At 67.9% G+C, this 20,471-nt stretch carries 21 protein-coding genes and 1 riboswitch; of the genes, 1 reads left to right on the top strand and 20 read right to left on the bottom strand.

Annotated features, from left to right (window positions below; genetic code table 11):
- Nucleotides 1-34: 34 nt before the first annotated feature.
- The 5 genes from hpf to recA form a co-directional block, all read right to left on the bottom strand.
- Entirely contained in the window at nt 35-355 is a 321-nt protein-coding gene (gene hpf, locus EV678_RS12095) for a ribosome hibernation-promoting factor, HPF/YfiA family (protein WP_014235813.1), read from the bottom strand.
- Between the two features lie 14 nt (nt 356-369).
- Nucleotides 370-1,848: an RNA polymerase factor sigma-54 gene (locus EV678_RS12090; protein ID WP_130459697.1), complete on the bottom strand. Its 1,479-nt coding sequence runs from the start codon at nt 1,846-1,848 to the stop codon at nt 370-372.
- 66 nt (nt 1,849-1,914) lie between these two features.
- Complete coding sequence (gene lptB, locus EV678_RS12085; protein ID WP_014235815.1) at nt 1,915-2,661, bottom strand: LPS export ABC transporter ATP-binding protein; 747 nt, start codon at nt 2,659-2,661, stop codon at nt 1,915-1,917.
- Between the two features lie 65 nt (nt 2,662-2,726).
- On the bottom strand, nt 2,727-3,182 hold the full coding sequence (recX, locus tag EV678_RS12080; protein ID WP_130459696.1) for a recombination regulator RecX: 456 nt from the start codon (nt 3,180-3,182) through the stop codon (nt 2,727-2,729).
- Nucleotides 3,179-4,201, bottom strand: a complete 1,023-nt coding sequence (gene recA / locus EV678_RS12075; protein WP_130459695.1) for a recombinase RecA — start codon at nt 4,199-4,201, stop codon at nt 3,179-3,181. The genes recX and recA overlap by 4 nt, the downstream gene beginning before the upstream one ends.
- A 136-nt stretch (nt 4,202-4,337) precedes the next feature.
- On the opposite strand from recA, the gene EV678_RS12070 reads away from it, so the two are divergent.
- Nucleotides 4,338-6,419: a PAS domain S-box protein gene (locus EV678_RS12070; protein ID WP_165397513.1), complete on the top strand. Its 2,082-nt coding sequence runs from the start codon at nt 4,338-4,340 to the stop codon at nt 6,417-6,419.
- A gap of 64 nt (nt 6,420-6,483) precedes the next feature.
- Here EV678_RS12070 and bfr read toward each other — a convergent pair whose 3' ends face one another.
- The 15 genes from bfr to EV678_RS11995 all read right to left on the bottom strand — a co-directional run bounded on the left by bfr (nt 6,484) and on the right by EV678_RS11995 (nt 20,442).
- Entirely contained in the window at nt 6,484-6,963 is a 480-nt protein-coding gene (gene bfr, locus EV678_RS12065) for a bacterioferritin (protein ID WP_014235819.1), read from the bottom strand.
- Between the two features lie 54 nt (nt 6,964-7,017).
- Complete coding sequence (locus EV678_RS12060; protein WP_014235820.1) at nt 7,018-7,533, bottom strand: CinA family protein; 516 nt, start codon at nt 7,531-7,533, stop codon at nt 7,018-7,020.
- Nucleotides 7,530-8,036 carry a phosphatidylglycerophosphatase A family protein gene (locus EV678_RS12055; RefSeq protein WP_130459693.1) on the bottom strand — a complete coding sequence of 169 codons (507 nt, stop codon included), beginning with the start codon at nt 8,034-8,036 and terminating at the stop codon, nt 7,530-7,532. The genes EV678_RS12060 and EV678_RS12055 overlap by 4 nt, the downstream gene beginning before the upstream one ends.
- Nucleotides 8,026-8,997 carry a thiamine-phosphate kinase gene (thiL, locus tag EV678_RS12050; protein ID WP_130459692.1) on the bottom strand — a complete coding sequence of 324 codons (972 nt, stop codon included), beginning with the start codon at nt 8,995-8,997 and terminating at the stop codon, nt 8,026-8,028. Before thiL ends, EV678_RS12055 begins: the two co-directional genes overlap by 11 nt.
- A gap of 109 nt (nt 8,998-9,106) precedes the next feature.
- Nucleotides 9,107-9,589: a transcription antitermination factor NusB gene (gene nusB / locus EV678_RS12045; protein WP_014235823.1), complete on the bottom strand. Its 483-nt coding sequence runs from the start codon at nt 9,587-9,589 to the stop codon at nt 9,107-9,109.
- A gap of 60 nt (nt 9,590-9,649) precedes the next feature.
- On the bottom strand, nt 9,650-10,123 hold the full coding sequence (ribH, locus tag EV678_RS12040) for a 6,7-dimethyl-8-ribityllumazine synthase (RefSeq protein WP_014235824.1): 474 nt from the start codon (nt 10,121-10,123) through the stop codon (nt 9,650-9,652).
- 4 nt (nt 10,124-10,127) lie between these two features.
- The gene (gene ribBA / locus EV678_RS12035; RefSeq protein WP_014235825.1) at nt 10,128-11,249 is read right to left on the bottom strand and encodes a bifunctional 3,4-dihydroxy-2-butanone-4-phosphate synthase/GTP cyclohydrolase II; all 1,122 of its coding nucleotides are present in this window, start codon (nt 11,247-11,249) and stop codon (nt 10,128-10,130) included.
- A gap of 5 nt (nt 11,250-11,254) precedes the next feature.
- A complete protein-coding gene (locus EV678_RS12030; protein WP_014235826.1) occupies nt 11,255-11,857 on the bottom strand; it encodes a riboflavin synthase in 603 nt (200 codons plus the stop codon).
- A gap of 116 nt (nt 11,858-11,973) precedes the next feature.
- Entirely contained in the window at nt 11,974-12,597 is a 624-nt protein-coding gene (ribA, locus tag EV678_RS12025; protein WP_014235827.1) for a GTP cyclohydrolase II, read from the bottom strand.
- 150 nt (nt 12,598-12,747) lie between these two features.
- Nucleotides 12,748-14,532: a protein-disulfide reductase DsbD gene (locus EV678_RS12020; RefSeq protein WP_130459691.1), complete on the bottom strand. Its 1,785-nt coding sequence runs from the start codon at nt 14,530-14,532 to the stop codon at nt 12,748-12,750.
- Between the two features lie 4 nt (nt 14,533-14,536).
- Nucleotides 14,537-14,878 (bottom strand): divalent-cation tolerance protein CutA, encoded by a 342-nt coding sequence (cutA, locus tag EV678_RS12015; protein WP_014235829.1) that lies wholly within the window; start codon nt 14,876-14,878, stop codon nt 14,537-14,539.
- Nucleotides 14,879-14,938: 60 nt separating this feature from the next.
- The gene (locus EV678_RS12010; RefSeq protein ID WP_014235830.1) at nt 14,939-15,739 is read right to left on the bottom strand and encodes an ABC transporter permease; all 801 of its coding nucleotides are present in this window, start codon (nt 15,737-15,739) and stop codon (nt 14,939-14,941) included.
- A gap of 79 nt (nt 15,740-15,818) precedes the next feature.
- Nucleotides 15,819-17,189: a peptide-modifying radical SAM enzyme CbpB gene (cbpB, locus tag EV678_RS12005; protein WP_130459690.1), complete on the bottom strand. Its 1,371-nt coding sequence runs from the start codon at nt 17,187-17,189 to the stop codon at nt 15,819-15,821.
- Nucleotides 17,186-17,356: a modified peptide precursor CbpA gene (gene cbpA / locus EV678_RS12000; protein WP_130459689.1), complete on the bottom strand. Its 171-nt coding sequence runs from the start codon at nt 17,354-17,356 to the stop codon at nt 17,186-17,188. The genes cbpB and cbpA overlap by 4 nt, the downstream gene beginning before the upstream one ends.
- 87 nt (nt 17,357-17,443) lie before the next feature.
- Nucleotides 17,444-17,644: riboswitch (cobalamin riboswitch) on the bottom strand.
- Nucleotides 17,645-17,784: 140 nt separating this feature from the next.
- Nucleotides 17,785-20,442 carry a chemotaxis protein CheW gene (locus tag EV678_RS11995; RefSeq protein ID WP_165397512.1) on the bottom strand — a complete coding sequence of 886 codons (2,658 nt, stop codon included), beginning with the start codon at nt 20,440-20,442 and terminating at the stop codon, nt 17,785-17,787.
- Nucleotides 20,443-20,471 lie beyond the last annotated feature (29 nt).

The raw sequence follows: 20,471 nt of genomic DNA, 5'->3' as shown, positions 1-20,471 counted from the left end.
TGCCTTTCGTCCCAGTCCCGGAGAGGGAATCAGATCACTCTTCGATGTGATTCTTGATGGTGTCGCGGTGGTGATCCTGGGCCTTCTGCTTGTACTTCTGCACCTGGCGGTCCAGCTTGTCGATCAGGGTGTCCACGGCGGCATACAGGTCGGCATCTTCGGCATCCACGTGGATGTCCTTGCCGGGCACGCGCACGGTGACTTCAGCCTTCTGCTTCAGCTTTTCCACGGTGAGGATGACGTTGACGTCGATGACGCTGTCGAAGTGACGCGTAACCCGCTCCAGCTTGGCAGTGACGTAGTCGCGGATCGCCGGGGTGACTTCCAGGTGATGTCCGGTGATGTGCAGGTTCATGGCTCGCTCCTTTTTTAGATGGACTTGCGTAGGTTGGCCGGCGAAATGTTGAGCGCTTCTCTGTATTTTGCAATGGTTCGACGCGCCACAACAATGCCTTGTTGGCCAAGAATTTCGGATATTTGACTGTCCGAAAGGGGTTTTTTGGGGTCTTCGGCCGCCACCAGCTGCTTGATCAGGGCCCGGATGGCGGTGGCCGAACAGGCGCCCCCCGTATCCGTGGCCACATGGCTGCCGAAGAAATACTTGAGTTCGAAAATGCCCCGGGGGGTGGCCATGTATTTCTGGGTGGTCACCCGGGAGACGGTGGATTCGTGCAGGCCCAGGGTCTCGGCGATTTCCCGCAGTACCAGGGGACGCATGGCCACCTCGCCGTGTTCGAAGAACTGGCGCTGGCGGTCCAGGATGGCCTGGGACACGCGCAGGATGGTGTCGAAACGCTGCTGCACGTTCTTGATCAGCCAGCGGGCCTCCTGCAGCTGGCCGGAGAGGCTGGAGCCGCGCTGCTTGGAGAGGATCTCGGCGTAGAGCCGGTTGATGCGCAGGCGCGGGTAGGCGTCCGGATTGATGCTGGCGGTCCACTGGTTGCGCACCTTTTTCACCACCACGTCCGGGGTGATGTAGCGGGCATCCAGGGGCGCGTACTGGGCGCCGGGCCGGGGGTTGAGGCTCTTCACCAGGTTGGTGACGGCGCGCAGGCGCTCGTCGTCGCAGCCCAGCAGCTTCTTCAGCTTGGTGAAGTCCCGGCCGGCCAGCAGTTCCAGGTGATGGCGCACCAGCTTCAGGGCCTGGTCCCGCACCTCGTCGGCCGGCAGGGCTTCCAGCTGCAGGGCCAGGCATTCGCCCGGAGTGCGGGCGCCGACACCGGTCGGGTCCAGGTGCTGCAGGTGGCGCAGGGCGATCTGCAGGTCGTCCAGGTCGATTTCCAGCTCTTCCGGCAGGGCTTCCTGCAGCTCCTCCAGGGGCTGGGTCAGGTAGCCGTCCTCGTCCAGCGCCTCGATCAGGAAGCTGACCAGCTGCCGGTCCCGCTCGGAGAGCTGCATCAGGCCCAGCTGCCAGTTGAGGTGGTCGCGCAGGGAGGTGTTGGCGGCCTGCACTTCCTGGAAGTCGGAATCCTCGTCCTCGTCGCGGGAGGCGGAAGGGTAGCTGCCTTCGGCAAACCAGTCCTCGCCTTCGCCCAGGCTGTCCCGGCTGTCGTCCCGGACTTCTTCGGGGCCGTGACTGTCGGCGCCTTCACCAGATTCGCCGCTATCGCCTTCCCGCGGGCCTTCGGCAGCGGCCTCGGCCGTACTGCCGGCGTATTCGCCTTCGCTCCCGCTGTAGGAGGGCTCGTAGTTCTCGTCCTCCCGCTCCAGCAGGGGGTTTTCCAGCAGATACTTCTCCAACTCCTGCTCCAGCTCGAGCGTCGACAGTTGCAGCAGCCGGATGGACTGCTGCAGCTGTGGCGTCAGGGCCAGGTGCTGCGAGAGTTTGAGTTGGAGGGTTGGTTTCATGGACCCGGGGCCGAAGGGGCCGGCGGCAATGAGCGGGTTGAGGGAAAGACTCGGAGACTGGGCTCGTCAGAGACGGAAGCTCTCGCCCAGATATACTTTTCGGACGTCTTCATTATAAACGATCTCATCCGGGCGGCCAGACGCCAGCACCCGTCCCTCATTGATGATGTAGGCCCGGTCGCAGATGCCCAGGGTCTCACGCACGTTGTGGTCGGTGATGAGCACACCGATGCTGCGGTCCTTGAGGAAACGGATGATCTTCTGGATTTCCAGCACGGCGATGGGGTCCACGCCGGCGAAGGGCTCATCCAGCAGGATGAAACGGGGAGAGGTGGCCAGGGCCCGGGCGATTTCCACCCGGCGGCGCTCGCCACCGGACAGGGCGGCGGCATTGGAAGCGCGGATGTGGCCGATGTGCAGCTCTTCCAGCAGTTCCTCCAGGCGCAGGTCGATCTCGTGCTTGGGCAGCTTCTGCAGTTCCAGCACGGCGCGGATGTTCTCCTCCACGTTGAGCTTGCGGAAGACGGAAGCCTCCTGGGGCAGGTAGGAAATGCCCAGATGGGCCCGCTTGTGGATGGGGAAGTGGGTCACTTCCTGATTCTGCAGCTGGATGGAGCCGCCGTCGGAGGGCACCAGGCCGACGATCATGTAGAAACAGGTGGTCTTGCCGGCACCGTTGGGGCCCAGCAGGCCCACCACCTCACCGCTGCCCACCTCGAAGGACACGTCATGCACCACGGTGCGGGACTTGTAGCGCTTTTTCAGGTTGTTGGCGGAAAGCTTGGCGATGAGGTCGGGGTTCTGCTCGGACATGGGCTATCGGATTCTATGAATGCGGGGGCGTAAAGGCATTGTGCCAGAGGTGTCGCCCGGGGGTTCTACCAGTCGCTGCCGGACTCGTCGTCCCAGCCGCCCTGCAGCACCTGGCGGACGGTGGCCGCGGCAAAGCCGCGGCTGAGGAGGAAGCGGGTCTGTTTGGCCCGCTCGGCCAGATCGGCGGGCAGGGCGGCGAATTTCTTCTGCCACACCTGGCGCGCCCGTTCCAGCTCGCTGCCGCCCTGGGCCAGGGCCGCGGCGACGGTTTCCTCGGCCACGCCCTTCTGCCGCAGCTCCTGGGCCAGCCGGGCATCGCCGTAGCGGCGGGCGCGGATGGCGACCCTTTCACTGGCATAGCGGGCATCGGAAAGCTGGCGGCGAGCCGCCAGGTCGTCCAGCAGGGTCTCCAGCTCAGCCTCGGATTCTGCGTGGGGCGCCAGCTTGCGGGCCAGTTCGGCCCGGCTGTACTCCCGCCGCGCCAGCAGCCCCAGGGCCCGCTGGCGCAGGCTCGGGGTCATTCCCCGGCAGCGGCCGCCGGGGCGGGATTGGCCACGCCCAGGGCTTCCCGGATCTTGCCTTCGATTTCCTGGGCAATGGTCGGGTTGGCCTTGAGGAATTCCCGGGAGTTGTCCTTGCCCTGGCCGATTTTCTCGCCCTTGTAGGAGTACCAGGCGCCGGACTTCTCGATCAGCTTGTTGGCCACCCCCAGTTCGATGATCTCGCCCTCGCGGGAGATGCCTTCGCCGTAGAGGATGTCGAACAGGGCTTCGCGGAAGGGCGGGGAGACCTTGTTCTTCACCACCTTGACGCGGGTTTCGTTGCCGATCACCTCGTCACCCTTCTTGATGCCGCCGATACGGCGGATATCCAGGCGCACGGAGGCGTAGAACTTGAGCGCGTTGCCGCCGGTGGTGGTTTCCGGGGAACCGAACATCACCCCGATCTTCATGCGGATCTGGTTGATGAAGATGACCAGGGTATTGGTCTTCTTGATGTTGGCGGTGAGCTTGCGCAGGGCCTGGCTCATCAGGCGGGCGTGCAGGCCCATCATGGAATCGCCCATCTCGCCTTCGATTTCGGCCTTGGGGGTGAGGGCGGCCACGGAGTCCACCACGATCACGTCCACACCGCCGGAACGCACCAGCATGTCGGCGATTTCCAGGGCCTGTTCGCCGTTGTCCGGCTGGGAGATGAGCAGCTCGCCGATGTTCACGCCCAGCTTCTGGGCGTACTGGGGATCGAGGGCGTGTTCCGCGTCGATAAAGGCGGCGGTGCCGCCCAGCTTCTGCATCTCGGCCACGACCTGCAGGGTCAGGGTGGTCTTGCCGGAGGATTCCGGACCGTAGATTTCCACCACCCGGCCCCGGGGCAGGCCGCCCACGCCGAGGGCCACGTCCAGGCCCAGGGAGCCGGTGGACACCACGTCCACGCCCTTGTCCACTTCGGTCTCGCCCATCTTCATGATGGCGCCCTTGCCGAACTGCTTTTCGATCTGCGCCAGTGCGGCGGTTAGTGCTTTGGCCTTGTTGTCGTCCATGACTGAATTCCCCAAAATCAAGCGGCTGATTATGGCACAAACCCTCCGGCCTACGCCAAGTTACCCGGACTACGTGTTATCCCCAGCATCAAAGGCCTTGGAACACCGCGGCAAAGCAGGGAAAATGGCGCAAATTATGCTAAAGCGATTATTGGCGCCCCCGGCCGCCGCTCCCCTCCCCGCTGCCCGCCTGCCCCTGCTCCCGGGGCTGCTGCTGGTGTTTGCCGCCTATCTGGCGGTGGCCCAGCTGACCATGGCCATCGGCACTGCCGGCCACGGCCTCTTCGTGCCCTTCTGGCCCCCCGCCGGCATTGCCCTGGCCGCCCTCGTCCTGGGCGGCGGCCGGCTGTGGCCGGCAGTGCTGCTGGCCACCCTGGGCAGCGCCCTCATCAGCGGCTTTGCTCCCCCCACCGGCTTGCTCATGGGCGCCGGCAACGCCCTTGGCGCCTGGGCCGGCTACCGTCTGCTGCGGGGTCCCCTGCAGTTCGATCCGCGCCTGGGCCGGCCCCAGGACGTGCTGCACCTGTGTTTCAGCGCCCCCGTGCTGGGCGGCGCCATCAGCGCCAGCCTGGGCGTCGGTGCCCTGAGCCTGGGCGGCAGCCTGGAGCCGGCCCAGCTGCTGCCCGCCTGGCGCGGCTGGTGGGTGGGCGACCTGGCCGGCACCCAGCTGCTGGCCCCCCTGCTGCTGGCCTGGCTGCAGCCCCGGGAAGGCCTGGACCAGGGCCGCTGGCGCCATCTGGCGGTGGCGGCGGTGGTCGCCGCCGCCCTCAGCAGCCTGTGGTTCTTCTCCGAGCGGGCCCCCGAATCCTTTGCCTACGCCGGCCTGCTGCTACTGCTGACCCTGATCTGGATCGCCTTCAGCTGCGAGTTGCGCCTGGTGACCCTGGCCCTGGCCACCACGGCCCTGACGGCCGCCGTTTTCGCCGCCCTGGGCACCGGCCCCTTCGCCAATATCGAGCCCCAGCTGGTGCAGGTGAAGCTGCAGGTGCTGATCGCCTCCCTCACCGCCGTGACCCTGGCCCTGGCCGCCGCCAACCGGCAGCGCCGCAGCGCCGAGGAGGACCGCAACCGGGCGGAGGAGCGCCTGGAACAGGTGCTGGACTCCCTCGACGACGTCATCTGGACCCTGGAGGCGGAGGAGCGGCGTTTCTCCTTCGTCAGCGGCGCCACCCAGCGCCTCAGCGGCCATTCCGCCGCCGAGCTGTATGCGAACGCCATGCGCTGGGCCGACGACCTGCATCCGGCGGACCGGGAAGCCACCCTGGCTGCCTTCGAACGGCAGTTCGCGGGGGAAGCCGCCGACCAGGAATTCCGCATCATCCGCGACGGCGAGGTGCGCTGGCTGCGGGTCCGCAGCCATCCGGTGGTGGTGGCGGAGCGGGTGGTGCGCATCCACGGCATCACCCAGGACGTCACCTCCCTGCACCGGGCCATGGACCGCCTCGCCGCCAGCGAGGAGCGCCTGCGCCGGGCCCTGGGCGCCTCGGAGGTGGGGGTGTGGGACTGGGCGGTGGAGACAGGCAATCTGCAGTTCGTCCTGGCCGTGGCCGACGGCAACGGCTACCGCCTGGCCGAGCGCAGCGTGGGCCTGGCCGAATGGGAAGCCAGCCTGCACCCGGAGGACCGGGCCCGGGCCATGCAGGCCCTGCTGGATTGCCGCGACGGGCGCAGCCTCCGCTTCCGCTGCGAATACCGCACCCACACCCGGCACGGCCACTGGCGCTGGTTCCGCGGCGAAGGCCAGGTGGTGGACAGTGCCGACGGCCAGGCCCGGCACCTGGCCGGCACCTTCCGCGACATCCACGAGCGCAAGCAGGTGGAGGCGGAACTGGAGAAGCTCTCCATGGCGGTGGAACAGAATCCCTCGGTGGTCTTCATCACCGACGCCCAGGGCCGCTTCGAATACTGCAACCAGGCCTTCTCGGAAGTCACCGGCTACGGCCTGGAGGACATCCTGGAACAGACGCCGCGGCTGCTCAAGTCCGGGCTCAACGAGGTCGGCACCTATGCCGACCTGTGGCGCACCATCAACGCCGGCAAGACCTGGCGCGGACGCCTGCTCAACAGGCGGCGGGACGGCAGCATCTACGTCTGCCTGCAGGCCATCGCCCCCATCCGCGACGCCAACGGCCGCATCACCCACTTCGTCAGCATCAGCCAGGACCTCTCCGAACTGCAGGAATCGCCGGACCTGTGGCCGCCCCGGCGGCGCAGCTGAAGGGCGCCGGTCAACGCAAAAGGCCGCCCGCGGGCGGCCTTTTGACTGGCGGGGCGGCAGCGGCTCAGGCGGCGTCGCCCATCTGGGACTGCAGGTAGTTTTCCAGGCCCACCAGTTCGATCAGCTTCAGCTGCTGTTCCAGCCAGTGGGTGTGGTCCTCTTCCGTGTCGTCCAGCATCTTCAGCAGCATGTCCCGGGTCACGTAGTCCTTGTGGGCCTCGCAGCGGGCCATGGCGGCACGCAGTTCCTTGACCACGGAGATTTCCACGGCCAGGTCGCTCTTCAGCATCTCCGGCACGGTCTTGCCGATCTTCATGGACTTGGCCGGGGTCATGCCCGGAGTGCCTTCGAGGAACAGGATGCGCTTGATGAGCCAGTCGGCATGCTCGGTTTCGTCCTGCATCTCGTGCCAGATGCGCTCGTTGAGCTTCTTCAGGCCCCAGTTCTCGTACATGCGGGCGTGGATGAAGTACTGGTCCCGGGCCATCAGTTCGCCGGCCAGGAGTTCGTTCAGCAGCTTGATGACTTCAGTGTTGCCTTTCATGGCGCGCTCCGCGGAAAAAGGGGGAATGGGCCGATGGTAATCCAGGCCCGGGGCTTAGGCCAGCACCGGCGCCTGCAGCCGCTGCCGCAGCACGTCCAGGGCGTGGGCCACGGTCTGGGCCCGCACCGCCTCCCGGTCGCCGGCGAAATGGCGGGTTTCCAGCGCCACCCAGTCCTCGGGGCCGGCCCAGGCGAAGCACACCGTGCCCACCGGCTTGGCCGGGGTGCCGCCGGTGGGACCGGCGATACCGCTGACCGCCAGCGCCCACTGGGCGCGGCTCCTGGCAATGGCGCCCTGGACCATGGCGCCTGCCGTGGCTTCCGACACAGCCCCTTCGCTACGCAAGGTCTGGCGCGGCACACCGAGCATGTCCTGCTTGGCCTCGTTGCTGTAGGTGATGAAGCCCCGGTCGAACCAGTTGGAGCTGCCGGCGATGGCGGTGCAGCACTGGCCGATCCAGCCGCCGGTGCAGGACTCGGCGGTGGCCAGGCGCTCGCCCCGCTGCAGCAGGGCTTCGCCGACGGCGGCGGCCAGGGCCTCCAGTTCGGCCTGGGCGGGTCCACCGCTCACAGCAGGCGCCCCAGGACGAAGTGCAGCACGGCCAGGGAGAGGATGGTGTAGAGGCCGGCAAAGACGTCGTCCATCATGACGCCGAAGCCGTTCTTCACCTGCTCGTCGAAATAGTTGGCCGGATAGGGCTTGAAGATGTCGTAGATGCGGAACAGCAGGAAGGCCGCGGTCTGCCACAGGGCCGTCTGCCACCAGAACTGGCCCACCGGGCAGAAGAACAGCACCAGCCAGAAGGGCACGATCTCGTCCCAGACGATGGAACCGTGGTCCACCACCCCCAGGTCCCGGCCGGTGCGGTGGCAGGCCAGCACGCCGCCGACGAAGCACACCAGGAGGAAGACGAGGAAGCCGATTTCGTCGAAATTGGGCCGGATCAGGGAATAGACGGCCCAGGAGAAAAGGGTGCCGGCCGTGCCCGGGGCGAAGCGGGAGAGGCCGCTGCCCAGGCCGCAGGCGACGAAGTGGGCCGGATGGGAGAAGAGGAAGCGCAGGTCAGGTCGCACGGAAGTGGTCATATCCCTTGAATTGATCCATGAATTCGGGAGGCAATGGCGCCCCGTCGCCATCATACAGGCTCACCCCGGCACCTTCGGCCGCGTAGCCGATACGCCACAGGGGCAGCTCCAGGTCGGCGGCCAGGGCCGCCAGGGCCATGCGTTTTTCCGCCGGTGCGGTGAAGGCCAGTTCGTAGTCGTCGCCGCCGGCCAGCTGGCAGCGCTGGGCCAGCAGCGGATCCACGCCCCTGGGCAGCAGGGGCAGCTGGCCCACATTGAGGCGCAGCTCCACCCCGGAGCGCTCGGCGATGTGGCCCACGTCGGCCAGCAGGCCGTCGGAAATGTCGATGGCCGCGCTGGCCAGCTGCCGCTGCACCAGGGCCAGGCCCAGGGCAATGCGGGGCCGGGGCCGCTGCAGGGCGGTGAGGCAGCGCTGCACCAGGGCCTCGGGCAGTTCAATCTTGCCCTGCAGCTGGGCCAGGCCCAGGGCCGCCAGGCCGGGCTGGCCGGAGACCCACAGGTCGTCGCCGGCCTTGGCGCCGTCCCGGCGCAGGGCCTGGCCCGGCGCCACTTCGCCCAGGGCGGTGACGCACAGGTTGAGCGGGCCCCGGGTGGTATCGCCGCCCACCACGTCCACCTGGCTGGCCCTGGCCAGGGTGAAGAAGCCCTTGGCGAAGGCGGCCAGCCAGGCCTCGTCGGCCTCGGGCAGGCTGCCGGCCAGCAGCACCCAGCGGGGCTTGGCGCCCATGGCGGCGAGGTCGGAAAGATTGACGGCCAGGGTTTTCCAGCCCAGGCCTTCGGGATCGGTGTCGGGCAGGAAGTGCACGCCGGCCACCAGCATGTCGGTGGTCACCGCCAGCTCCATGCCGGGGGAGGGCTGCAGCAGGGCGCAGTCGTCGCCGGGACCGAGCACGGCCCCCGGGGTCGGGCCGGCGAAGTGGCGGGCGATCAGTTCAAACTCGGAAGGCATGGGCGGCTTTGCTCGGGGGCGGACAGTCGGGGAAAACGGAGGCAAGAGAAAGGGCACAGGGATCACAGAGAAGTCTCCGTGGCCGCTGTGCCCCGCCGGGAATGCCGGATCAGCCGCGCTGCTGCCTGCGCTTGGCTTCGACCTCGGCCGCCCGCAGCTTGCCGGCCAGCTTGTCGAGGACGCCGTTCACGTACTTGTGGCCGTCGGTGCCGCCGTAACCCTTGGCCAGCTCGATGCACTCGTTGATGATGACCTTGTAGGGCGTTTCCGGATGATGGGTCAGCTCCAGGGCGCCCAGCAGCAGGATGCAGGCCTCGATGGGGGACATCTCGTCGAAACCCCGGTCGAGGAAGGGCGTCAGTTCGGCCACCAGGGCTTCCCGCTGGGCCAGGGCGCCGCGCACCAGGCCGACGAAGAATTCCCGGTCGGCCTTGTCGAAGCCGGAGACGTCGGCCATGTGGGCCTCGATCGCCGCCTCGTCCTGACCGCCGATGCGCCACTGGTACAGGCCCTGCAGGGCGAATTCCCGGGAACGGCGGCGGGGGGATTTGGCGGCGGCGGGCTTGCCGGCGGGTTTCTTGGCTTCGGTCATGGTGTTGCCTTCACTTCAGGTTGGCCGGGCGGCCCCGGTGGGGTGCTCCCGGCGGATAAATTACTTGCCGACGGCTTTGAGCAGGTTGGCCATTTCCACGGCGGCCTGGGCGCAGTCGGCGCCCTTGACCTGCATGCGGACCAGGGCCTGATCGTCATTTTCGGTGGTGAGGATGCCGTTGGCGATGGGCACCCCGGTCTTCAGCTGCACTTCCAGGACGCCGCGGCAGGAATCGTTGGAGACCACCTCGAAGTGGTAGGTCTCGCCGCGGATCACCGCCCCCAGGGCCACCAAGGCGTCGTACTTGCCGGTCTGGGCCATGGTCTGCAGCACCAGGGGAATCTCCAGGGCGCCGGGCACGGTGGCGATGGTGATGTCGCCGGCAGCCACGCCCAGGCGCTGCAGCTCGGCGGTGCAGGCGGAGAGCAGGCCTTCGCAGACGTCCAGGGTGAAGCGGGCCATGACGATGCCGACCTTGAGGCCGGCGCCGTTGAGGTTGATGTCGTGTTCGGGGATGTTGTCGTAGCGGGCCATGGTCTCAGGGCTTTTCAATGTCGGTGACGAAACCGGTGACTTCGAGGCCGAAGCCGGTCATGGAAGGCATGCGGCGCGGGCTGGAGAGCAGCTTCATCTTGCGCACGCCCAGCTGGCGCAGGATCTGGGCGCCGATGCCGTAGATGCGCGGATCCCACTTCTTCGGCGCCGGGGCGGCGGCCTTTTCCGGGCACAGGGCGGCGCGCAGGTCGCTGCCGCTCTGGGGCCGGTGCAGCAGCACGATGACGCCGCTGCCGTGCTTGGCCAGGGCCTGCTGGGCCTGGTCGATGGAGACGGTATGCACGCCGCCGGCAGGGTCGAGGAAGTCGAGCACGGAGACGGGCTCATGGACCCGCACCAGGGTTTCCTGATCGGCCTTGATCTCGCCCTTGACCAGGGCCAGGTGCACCTCGTCGGCCACCCGGTCGTGGAAAGCGTGCAGCTGGAACTCGCCGTGGGGGGTCTGCACGGTCTTGACGCGCAGGGGCTCCACCAGGGTTTCGTGTTCGCTGCGGTAGTGGATCAGGTCGGCGATGGTGCCGATCTTGAGGCCGTGCAGCTTGGCGAATTCGATCAGGTCCGGCAGGCGGGCCATGGTGCCGTCTTCCTTGAGGATCTCGCAGATGACGGAGGACGGCTCCAGGCCGGCCAGGGCGCCCAGGTCGCAGCCGGCCTCGGTGTGGCCGGCGCGCACCAGCACGCCGCCGGGCTTGGCGGTGATGGGGAAGATGTGGCCGGGCTGGACGATGTCGTCGGGACCGGCGTTCTTGGCCACGGCGGCCTGCACGGTGCGGGCCCGGTCGTGGGCCGAAATGCCGGTGGTGACGCCTTCGGCGGCCTCGATGGAGACGGTGAAGGCGGTGCCGTAGGGGGTCTTGTTGTCCCGGGCCATCTGGGTCAGGCCCAGCTGGCGGGAGCGTTCCTCGGTGATGGTGAGGCAGACCAGGCCACGGCAGTGGGTGACCATGAAGTTGATGGCTTCGGGGGTGATGAAGTCGGAGGCGATGATGACGTCGCCTTCGTTTTCCCGGTCCTCCTCGTCCACCAGGATGACCATCTTGCCGGCGCGGATGTCGGCGATGATGTCCTGGATCGGGGAGATGGCACTGGCAGTAGCGGCATTCATGGCGTTCAGGCTTCCGGATTGAGCATGCGCTCGACGTAGCGGGCGATGAGGTCCACCTCCAGGTTCACCTTGGCGCCCACGTGCAGGCGGTTCAGGGTGGTGACTTCCAGGGTGTGGGCGATGAGGTTGATGCTGAAGGTGCTGCCGCTGACCGTGTTGGTGGTGAGACTGACGCCGTCCACGGTCATGGAGCCCTTGCGCGCGATGTACTTGGCCAGTTCGGCCGGCGCTTCGATCTGCAGCAGGCGGTTGGCTTCCTTGCCTTCGCCGATGAGGTCGAAGCGGGTCACGGTGCCGACCCCGTCCACATGGCCGGAGACCAGGTGGCCGCCGAGGCGGTCCGCCAGGCACAGGGCCTTCTCCAGGTTCACCGGGCCGGGCTCGGCCAGGCCCACGGTACAGGAGAGGGTCTCGGGGGAAACATCCACGCAGTAGTGGCTGGGGGTCTTTTCCACCACGGTGAGGCAGACGCCGTTGTGGGCGATGGAATCGCCCAGGGCCACGTCCGTCATGTCCAGGCCGCCGGGCTCCACGGTCAGCCGGAAGCCGGCCTCACGGGCGGTCAGATGGGTGATGCGACCGACGGCCGCGACGATACCGGAAAACATGGATTTATCTCGGAATTTTGGGGTTGGGGAAGGGGATTTTATCACGCCGCACCGGGGGGCTCCGGATGGGGACCGCCCCGGGGCAGGACGGCGGCCACGGCCGCCGGCAAGGGAACCTAGTCCTGTTCCAGCCAGGGCAGCAGGTGGCCCATGCGGGCCGCCTTGGTTTCCAGGTAGTCCTGGTTGCGCGGGCCGCGGCCGGCCACATGGGGCACCCGCTCGGTCACATTGACGCCCCGGGCGGTGAGGGCCGATACCTTGGCCGGATTGTTGGTCATCAGGCGCACCGCCGGCACCCCCAGGGTGTTGAGCATGGCGGCGGCGACGCCGTAGTCCCGGGCGTCGTCGGGCAGGCCCAGGGCCCGGTTGGCGTCCACCGTGTCCAGGCCCTGGTCCTGCAGGGCGTAGGCCCGCAGCTTGTCCAGCAGGCCGATGCCCCGGCCTTCCTGACGCAGGTACAGCAGCACGCCCCGGCCCTCCTTGGCGATGGCCGCCAGGGCCGCCTCCAGCTGGGGACCGCAGTCGCAACGCAGGGAAAAGAGGCCGTCGCCGGTGAGGCATTCGGAATGGAGGCGGGTCAGGGCCGGCACGCCGTCGCCCACCTGGCCCAGGGTCAGGGCCAGATGCTCCTTGCCGGAAGCGGTTTCCTGGAAGCCGTGCAGGCGGAAGACGGCCCAGGGCGTGGGCAGTTCGCAGCTGGCCACCAGGGCCACGGCCGGCAGGGAAGGGGTGGATGTCATGTTGTTATAAGTTGAATTTTATTGAGCTGTTCTCTGGGCAGGCCCACCGCGGCGGTAGGCAACTCCCCATGGGGTCATGCCATATTAGGCCAGACGGGGCCGGGCCAAAAGCGAAAAATATCGGGCAAAAAGATCAACCCGATTCACCAATCAGGCGCCCGGGGCCACCCGCTGCAGGACCTGGAGGAACGGGGCGGCCTCCTGGAAACCCACCACCCGCAGGCCGGCGATTTCCTGGCCGGCGGCATCGAAGAAGATGATGCCGGGCGGGCCGAACAGCTTGAAGCGCTGCAGCAGGGCCTTGTCGTCCTCGCTGTTGGCGGTGACGTCGGCCTGCAGCAGGGTGAAGCCGGCCAGCTTGGCCCGGACCTTGGGGTCGGCGAAGGTGAAGCGCTCCATTTCCTTGCAGGAGACGCACCAGTCCGCATAGAAATCCAGCATCACCGGCTTGCCCGCCGCCTTGACCCGGGCTTCCAGATCGGCCACGGATTTTACCCGGACGAAGGGCAGGGCGGGAGCCTCGGCCCCACCGCCCGCCGCCGCATTGGCCGCCACCACGCCCTTGAGGGGCTGCAGGGGGTCCCGGGAGCCGGCCGCCAGGCCCACCACCAGGGCGGCGCCGGCCAGCAGCATGACGATGCCGATGCCCTTCCAGAAGCGCTGCCAGCCCTTGGCCGTGGCCGGCAGGGGGTCCAGGGCGTGCATGAAGACGGCCGGCACGATCAGCAGCAGGGCCCAGCCGGCCATAACCAGGGCCGCCGGCAGCACCGGCGACACCAGCCACAGGGCGGTGCCGAGGAGGATGACGCCGAAGGCCTTCTTCACCGCTTCCATCCAGGGTCCGGACCGGGGCAGCAGGGTGGTGGCGGAGAGGCCCACCAGCAGCAGGGGCACGCCCATGCCCAGGGCCATGGCGAAAAGGGCGGCGCCGCCCAGCACCGCATCGCCGCTCTGGCCGATGTAAAGCAGGGCCCCGGCCAGGGGGGCGGCGACGCAGGGGCCGACGATCACCGCCGACAGGGCCCCCATGGCGAACACCGCCGCCAGGTGGCCGCCGTGCAGGTGGCTGGCCTCTTCCGACAGCTTGCTCTGCAGGAAGCTGGGCAGCTGCAGCTCGTAGAAGCCGAACATGGAGAAGGACAGCACCACGAAGACGGCGGCGAAGGCGCCCAGCACCCAGGGATTCTGCAGGGCGGCGGAGAGCAGGGTGCCGGTGAGGCCGGCGGCCACCCCCAGGGCGGCGTAGGTCACCGCCATGCCCAGCACGTAGGCCAGGGAGAGGAGGAAGCTCTTGCTGCGGGAAACGTGGTGCCCCTGGCCAACGATGATGCCGGAGAGGATGGGGATCATGGGGAAGACGCAGGGCGTCAGGGCCAGCAGCAGGCCGAAGCCGAAGAAGGTGGAGACGGCCAGCCAGAAGCCGGCGTTCTGCAGCAGGCCGGCGATATGGCCGCTCTCGTCGCCGGCGGCGTCGGGCACCGCGGCCGGGGCGCTGCCCGACGCCGGCAGGGTGACGCTGAGCTTTTGTTCCTGGGGCGGGTAGCAGACCCCGGCATCGGCGCAGCCCTGGGCCGTCACCTTGAGGGTGATGGGGCCGGACTGGTTGGCGCTCAGCGGCAGGCGGATGGCCACGCTCTTGTAATAGACCTCCACGTCGCCGAAGTTGTCATCGTGCTTCTGCTTGCCGGCGGGGAACACGGGGGTGCCCAGGGTGGCGCCCTCGGCGGCGAACCTGAACTTGTCCCGGTACAGGTAATAGCCCTTGGCGATGCTGTAGCGCACCTCCACGGTCTTGTCGTCCAGGGCCCGGGCTTCGGGCTTGAAGGCCACCAGGGGATCGAGAAATTCCTGGGCGACCACGGGCAGGGCCAGGCCCAGCAGGATCAGGCACGGCAGCAGCCGGCGCCACAACGGGGAAATCAGGGAAGCAATCACGGCGTCACTCGGGGCGGGTCTCGGTCACGACCCAGTTGAGGTAATCGGGCAGCCCTTCGGCCACGGGCCAGGCAACGATCTCCGGCACGTCGTAGGGATGCAGTTCCAGCAGGCGGGCCCGCAGTTCGGGGAAGCGGTCGGCGGCGGTCTTCAGCTGCAGGGGCGTCTCGGTGGCCATCTCCACCTTGCCCTGCCAGCGGTAGATGGAGGCGCAGGGCGCCAGCACGTTGGCGCAGGCCGCCAGACGGGCATCCACCAGGGCGGCGGCGAGGCGGGCGGCGGTTTCGCCGTCCGGGCAATTGGTCTGCACCAGCAGTACCGGGTTGGCTTTTTTGGAGGTGGTCATGGGGCCATCTTAGCCGAGAGCGGCGTTTCGCGTTTTGATCTGCCTGCGCCTGCCGCCATCTCAGCGCAACAGGCGGCGCCGGGTCAGCACCAGGGCGACGAGGAAGGCGACGGCGGTGATGGCCAGCAGCACCGCCACGTGCAGCAGGGCATTGGCCGGCACCTGGCCCTGCAGCAGGGGCCGCACCAGTTGCACGGCGTGGGTCAGGGGCAGTGCCTCGGTCAGCCCCTGGACCAGGACCGGCAGCTGTTCCCGGGGGAAGAAGACGCCGGATAGCAGCATGGTGGGGGTGATGAAGAGGGTGAAGTAGTACATGAAGAAATCGTAGGAGGGCGCCAGGGCATTGACGATCAGGCCCAGGGCGGCAAAGGCCAGGCCGGTGAGCAGGATCACCGGCAGCACTCCCAGGGCCAGGGGCGAATGGGAGAGACCGAGGACGAAGATCACCGTGAGGATGGCGCAGCCTGAAAGGAGGCTCTTGGTGGCGGCCCAGATCAGCTCGCCCAGCATCACGTCCTCCAGCTCCAGGGGGGCGTTGAGCATGGCCTCCCAGGTCTTCTGCACGTGCATGCGGGAGAAGGCCGAATAGAGGGCTTCGAAGGTGGCGGCGTTCATGGTGCTGGCGCACACCGTGCCGGCGGCCAGGAAGGCCACGTAGGAGGTGCCGGCCACCTCCGGCAGCATGCTGCCGAGGCCGTAGCCCAGGCCCAGCATGTAGATCAGGGGGTCGGCCAGGTTGCCCAGGATGGAAGGCAGGGCCAGCTTGCGCCAGACCAGGAAATTGCGTTGCCACACGGGAAACCAGCGGGCGGAAAGGCGGGGCGGCGCGTAGAGGGAAGGGGAGGAAGTGGCGGCATTCATGGCGCCATTATCCGGCCTTGGCGCCCGGAAGGTAAGCACCCCGGTCGGGGCGGGGCCGCCGACCGGGGGCAAACTGGCCTCAGCAGGCGCTGAAAACCGTCTCCGTGCCTTGGTCCCAACCGTCCCAGAGGAAGTCGTCGGACTTGCCATCGGCGATCAGGCGCAGGGCGTAGCGCACCTGTTCCTCGTAGAACTGACAGAAGGCACCAGTCTTCTCCATGCCGCCGTTCATCTCGTTGGCCTCCGCCGGGCAGGGACTGCCGCAGAAGTGGCGGATGGGGCAGGAAGCGCAGGGCTCGAACTTATCCACGTCCCGTCCGGTGACTTCCTTGAAGGCTGGCGACTCCAGGGCTGCCGCCACGCCGTCGGTAAACAGGTTGCCGCCCTCGAAGGCCGGCAGGCCGATGAACTCGCTGCAGGGAAAGAGGCCACCGTCTGCCGCCAGGGCGAAGAAGGCCCGGCCGCCGCCGCAGGGGGAGATGTCGCACATCAGGCGCCGCGCCGTGGGCGCCAGGATGGCCAGCAGGATGTTGGCGAAATTGGCCACCACCAGCTTGCGCCCGGTCTCCCGGTACAGCTCGTGGGTCCGCTCCAGGGCGGCAATGAAGGCCCGGGCGAAATCCCCGTCCGCCGGCTTGACCCCCCGGGCGCCGGAAAGGGTGCAGCGCACCGCGTTGAGCATGCAGGTGGGCACCTGGTGGCGGTGGAACAGCTCCACCATGTCCGTCAGGTGGGCCAGGTTTTCCGTGGTGCAGGTGGTGATGACGCTCCAGGAGCCGTAGCCCTGGAGCCGCTCCATGGCCCGCAGCACGTGCTGGTGCACCCCCTGGCCGGCCCAGGTGTGGCGGGTGGCGTTGGTGATGGGGGCGGTGGGACCGTCCAGGGAAAGGCCGATGCTGACGTTGCGCTGCATGAGGAAGTCGGCGGCGGCATCGGTGAGCAGGGTGCCGTTGGTCTGCACGCCGAAGGCGAAGTCGTCCTGGAACAGGTCGATGGCGGCGAACAGGGCCTCCCGGTTCATCAGGGGTTCGGCGCCGTGGAAGATGAGGCGGGGCTTGCGCGCCCCCTCGCCGCCGTCCATCACCGTGGCGAAGTATTCCTTCAGCCGCTGCAGGGCCCCCAGCAGCCGTTCCGCCGGCATGTCGCTGCCGTGGCGGCGCAGGGTGTCGGGGATGTAGCAGTAGGTGCAGTCCAGGTTGCAGCGTTCCGTCGGGTTCACATAGACGCCGGAGGGCTTCAGCTCGAAGCGCAGGGCGTGGATTTCCTGGGCGAACCTTGCCGCCTGGGCCTGGAAGCGCTCGGCCAGCTCGCTGCCGCACAATTCCGCCTCCACCCGGTCCTTGTCCACCAGGGACCAGAAGGCAGTCTCCGGGTGCAGCAGGGCCACGTAGCGCTCATGGCCGATGTCGTAGGGCTGCAGCCGGGGCAGATGGGGAGCCGGACCGTTCACTTGGCCGCCTTCCGGTCCATCAGGACGTAGTGGGAGAGGCCGATGCCGTCCGGGTTGCAGGACTTGCGACTGGCGATGACCGGGGCCGGGGCGGCGGCCTGGGTGGGCTGGACAGCGGCCTGCTGGGCAGTGGTGGCTTGGCTGGTAACTTGAGTGGTGGCTTTCATGGGGTCCTCCCGCGAAGGTATGAAAAAAAGGCAAAAGGGCTCCGGCGGCCTGTCTCGAAAGAAACATGCCGCCGGAGCCCTTTGCCTGGAACTCCACGACTTCCGCCCGTCTTCTGGCTTACGGATCGACCGGTCCTGCTACTGGGTTCCCCCTTCCCGCCGCATTTTCTGCGGCAGTGGGTGGCGTGGAAAAGCTGCACCACGCCGTGGAACGACCGTCCCCGATTACAGCGGCGGGCCCGCCACGGAGTTGCACCGTGTTCCGAAAGCGGAAGCCGAATGGGGGCGGATTCTGGCCGCCGGCCCGGGGAGGGTCAAGGCCGACGGCAGCTGGATTTGATCCAGGTAAAGCGCCTCTGTCCGGGGTCGGATTTTTGCCCGGCAGCCCTGCGCTTGCCTCCTTTCCCTGCCCCCTTGCCCTTCCCCCTTCAGCGCCCGCCTCCGGGCCCGCCGATGGCCCGCAGGGGCGCCGCCGGGCGCGGTGCCTCGCCGCCCGCGGCGGACTCCGGCTTTCTCTGGGCTGCGCCGCAGATGCGCTCCGGGTCCAGCACCTGGAGGATTTTTTCCCTGTCCGGCTGGCGCGGCTTGATGATGGCCTGCACGTAGCCGGCGTCCTGGCGGATCATCTCCGGGATCGGCTCCAGGCGCTCGGCGTCGAATTCGGGCACGGCATAGAGATCGTCCACCAGCAGCCCCATGAGGCCGTCCCGCACCCGCACCACGACGATCTGGCTGTGGTTGTCCACCTCCTTGGCCGGGTAGTTGAGAAGAAAGCGCATATCCACCACCGGCACCAGGGTGCCGCTGTCGCCGCCACCGCTCTGGAAGCTGATGACGCCGCAAAGATAGCGGCGGGAGCCGCTCATGGGGGAAAGCCGGGCCGGGTCCACCGCCTCCAGCACTTCGGCCGCCGGCAGGCCGTACACCTTGTCGCCGACGACGAAGGTGGCCAGCTCCACGCTCTGCCCGCCCCGGGCGTGCAGGTCGCCGTAGCTGCCTTCCAGCACCGCCGGGCGCCGCTCCCGGGGGGCCGCGGCGGCACTGCCGTCGCCCACGGGAACGAACACCAGGGCCACCACGTCGTTGCTGTAGTCGCCGCTATTCTTAAATTCCCGGTAGCCGAAGGAGGCGGTGCTGCCGACGATCCAGGTGCGCCCGGCCAGCTGCACCACCCGGGAGCGGCCCTCGCCGTTGGCGGCGGAAAAGAGGCTCTTGTCCACCTCCAGCAGGCTTTCCGCCGGAAAGCGTTCGTCGGAGGAGGCGATGATGCGGCCGCTGCGCTCGGCGAAGACGGCGAAGGCCCCGGCCTGGGGCGGCAGGGAATCGGCCAGCATGGCGGCGAACTGGGGCGCTGCGTCGAAGACGATGCCGATGCCCCCCACCACCTTGGCCGGATCGTCGGGATGGCGGATGGCGGCGTTGTAGACGTAGGTGGGGCGGCCGCCGTAGAGCCAGCTCTTCTCGAAGGGGGAGACGCAGTAATGCTGGGTGCTGGGCAGGTAGAAGACGGACTGGACCCAGCCCGCATCCACCTTCTTGCCCACCAGGTTGAGGCTGTCGCCGTGCAGGTTGGAAGCGGCGACGATGGTGCCGGAAAGGTCGTACACGAAGAGCCGGGAATAGACGGTGTACAGGCTGTTGATGTATTCCAGGATGCCGGCCATGGCCTGGGCCTCCGCCTCGCCGGGACGGCCGGCGGCCATGCTGCGGCGCAGGGCCGAGGTGAGGGCCCACCAGCGGCAGTCGTTGGCCCGCTCGTAGAGGTTGCGGTCCATGACGTCGATCATCAGGCGGGAGATGAACTGCACGTCCTGCAGGCTGGAGGAGATGGCGGTCTGGTAGAGGTCGGCGATGGAGCGGGCGAAGAGGTCGCTGGTGCGGTCGCCGGTCTCGGAAATCTGCTGCAGCACGGATTTGAGCTTGAGCAGGTCACCCCGCTTGTCGGCAGCCATGATCTGGCCGTTCCACACCACCCGGCGCAGGGAAAGGTTGATGCCCTCGGCGCCCCGGGCGATGTCGGCCAGGGCCGGGCAGAAGGTGTCGGCATGGGCCAGCACGCCCTCCAGCACCTCCGCCGGCAGGCTCTCGGCTGCCTGGCCCAGGCCGGCGCGGAAGGCGGAGCTGACCGGCACCATGACATGGCCCACCCAGCCAGGCCCGACGTAGCCCTGGTAGCCCCGGGTGGGGCAGGTCCTGGCCAGGTACTCGCGGCCGCCCCAATCGACGATGCGGTAATCCGCATCCCGCACCTGCTCCAGGCGGCGGCCCAGGGGCACGTGGTCGGCATCGCTGGAGGCGATCACCGTGCCCTGGGCGTCCAGCAGCAGCATCACCGAACGGTCCTCCCGGCGACGCAGGTTGCGGAAGATGCTCTCCGTCTCGTCGGCGAAGCGGAAGCACAGGCACAGCACCCCCAGGGGCTCGCCGCTGTCGCCGTCGTCGATTCGCTGGGAGTAGATGAGGGCCCGCTCCAGACCGGGGCGCAGGTCGCTGGCGCGGAAGGTCTCCACATAGCCGTCGGTGTGCAGGGTCTGCTGCAGCAGGGGGTCCTGGGAGAAGAGCACGGGGCTGGCGCCGTCCAGGTGGGCGATGACCCGGCCGTTGAGGTCCAGCACCAGGATTTCGTCGTACACCGTGTATTTGTCCCGGTACTCCTGCAGGCGGCGCAGGATGCGGGCCTTCTCCCCTTCCAGGGTCTCCTGGTCCGGCGCCTCCTTGCGCTGGCGGATGAAGTCGCGGATGTCCTCGTCCGTGGCCAGGAAACCCACGTCGGCGGTGCGCTCGTAGAGGTTGCGGATCAGGATGTCCACCGCCACCTGGGCCTTGGAGCCGATCTCCAGCACCACCTTGCGGATGTTCTCCTGCACCAGGTTCTCGATCAGCTGCCGCTCCAGGCGGCCGAAGCCTTCCCGGGTGGCGCCCATGGTCGGCAGGATGGTCTTGGCCTCGGCCGGGCAGTTCATCTTGGCCGTGGCCTCGATCATGCCCCAGGTGAAATTGAGGTTCTCCAGCTGCTTTTCGCACTGGGCGACGCTGCGCATGAAGGGGATGAAGGCCTCCACCAGGCCCTGGTTGTCGTCGTGCATGGCACTCCTCCTAGGATGGCGCCGGCGGT

The organism is Azospira oryzae, from assembly GCF_004217225.1.
Lineage (GTDB): Bacteria > Pseudomonadota > Gammaproteobacteria > Burkholderiales > Rhodocyclaceae > Azospira > Azospira oryzae.
This window is presented reverse-complemented; position numbering and strand designations above follow the sequence as displayed.

What these genes read in the sequence shown, in the direction of transcription:
- recA (WP_130459695.1), bottom strand. Translation starts at nt 4,201, where the DNA reads ATGGACGACAACAAGGCCAAAGCACTAACCGCCGCACTGGCGCAGATC.
- thiL (WP_130459692.1), bottom strand. Translation starts at nt 8,997, where the DNA reads ATGCCTTCCGAGTTTGAACTGATCGCCCGCCACTTCGCCGGCCCGACC.
- EV678_RS12090 (WP_130459697.1), bottom strand. Translation starts at nt 1,848, where the DNA reads ATGAAACCAACCCTCCAACTCAAACTCTCGCAGCACCTGGCCCTGACG.
- EV678_RS12010 (WP_014235830.1), bottom strand. Translation starts at nt 15,739, where the DNA reads ATGAATGCCGCCACTTCCTCCCCTTCCCTCTACGCGCCGCCCCGCCTT.
- bfr (WP_014235819.1), bottom strand. Translation starts at nt 6,963, where the DNA reads ATGAAAGGCAACACTGAAGTCATCAAGCTGCTGAACGAACTCCTGGCC.
- cutA (WP_014235829.1), bottom strand. Translation starts at nt 14,878, where the DNA reads ATGACCACCTCCAAAAAAGCCAACCCGGTACTGCTGGTGCAGACCAAT.
- cbpA (WP_130459689.1), bottom strand. Translation starts at nt 17,356, where the DNA reads ATGAAAGCCACCACTCAAGTTACCAGCCAAGCCACCACTGCCCAGCAG.
- recX (WP_130459696.1), bottom strand. Translation starts at nt 3,182, where the DNA reads ATGACCCCGAGCCTGCGCCAGCGGGCCCTGGGGCTGCTGGCGCGGCGG.
- ribBA (WP_014235825.1), bottom strand. Translation starts at nt 11,249, where the DNA reads ATGAATGCCGCTACTGCCAGTGCCATCTCCCCGATCCAGGACATCATC.
- EV678_RS12070 (WP_165397513.1), top strand. Translation starts at nt 4,338, where the DNA reads ATGCTAAAGCGATTATTGGCGCCCCCGGCCGCCGCTCCCCTCCCCGCT.
- EV678_RS12030 (WP_014235826.1), bottom strand. Translation starts at nt 11,857, where the DNA reads ATGTTTTCCGGTATCGTCGCGGCCGTCGGTCGCATCACCCATCTGACC.
- EV678_RS11995 (WP_165397512.1), bottom strand. Translation starts at nt 20,442, where the DNA reads ATGCACGACGACAACCAGGGCCTGGTGGAGGCCTTCATCCCCTTCATG.
- nusB (WP_014235823.1), bottom strand. Translation starts at nt 9,589, where the DNA reads ATGACCGAAGCCAAGAAACCCGCCGGCAAGCCCGCCGCCGCCAAATCC.
- ribH (WP_014235824.1), bottom strand. Translation starts at nt 10,123, where the DNA reads ATGGCCCGCTACGACAACATCCCCGAACACGACATCAACCTCAACGGC.
- hpf (WP_014235813.1), bottom strand. Translation starts at nt 355, where the DNA reads ATGAACCTGCACATCACCGGACATCACCTGGAAGTCACCCCGGCGATC.
- lptB (WP_014235815.1), bottom strand. Translation starts at nt 2,661, where the DNA reads ATGTCCGAGCAGAACCCCGACCTCATCGCCAAGCTTTCCGCCAACAAC.
- ribA (WP_014235827.1), bottom strand. Translation starts at nt 12,597, where the DNA reads ATGACATCCACCCCTTCCCTGCCGGCCGTGGCCCTGGTGGCCAGCTGC.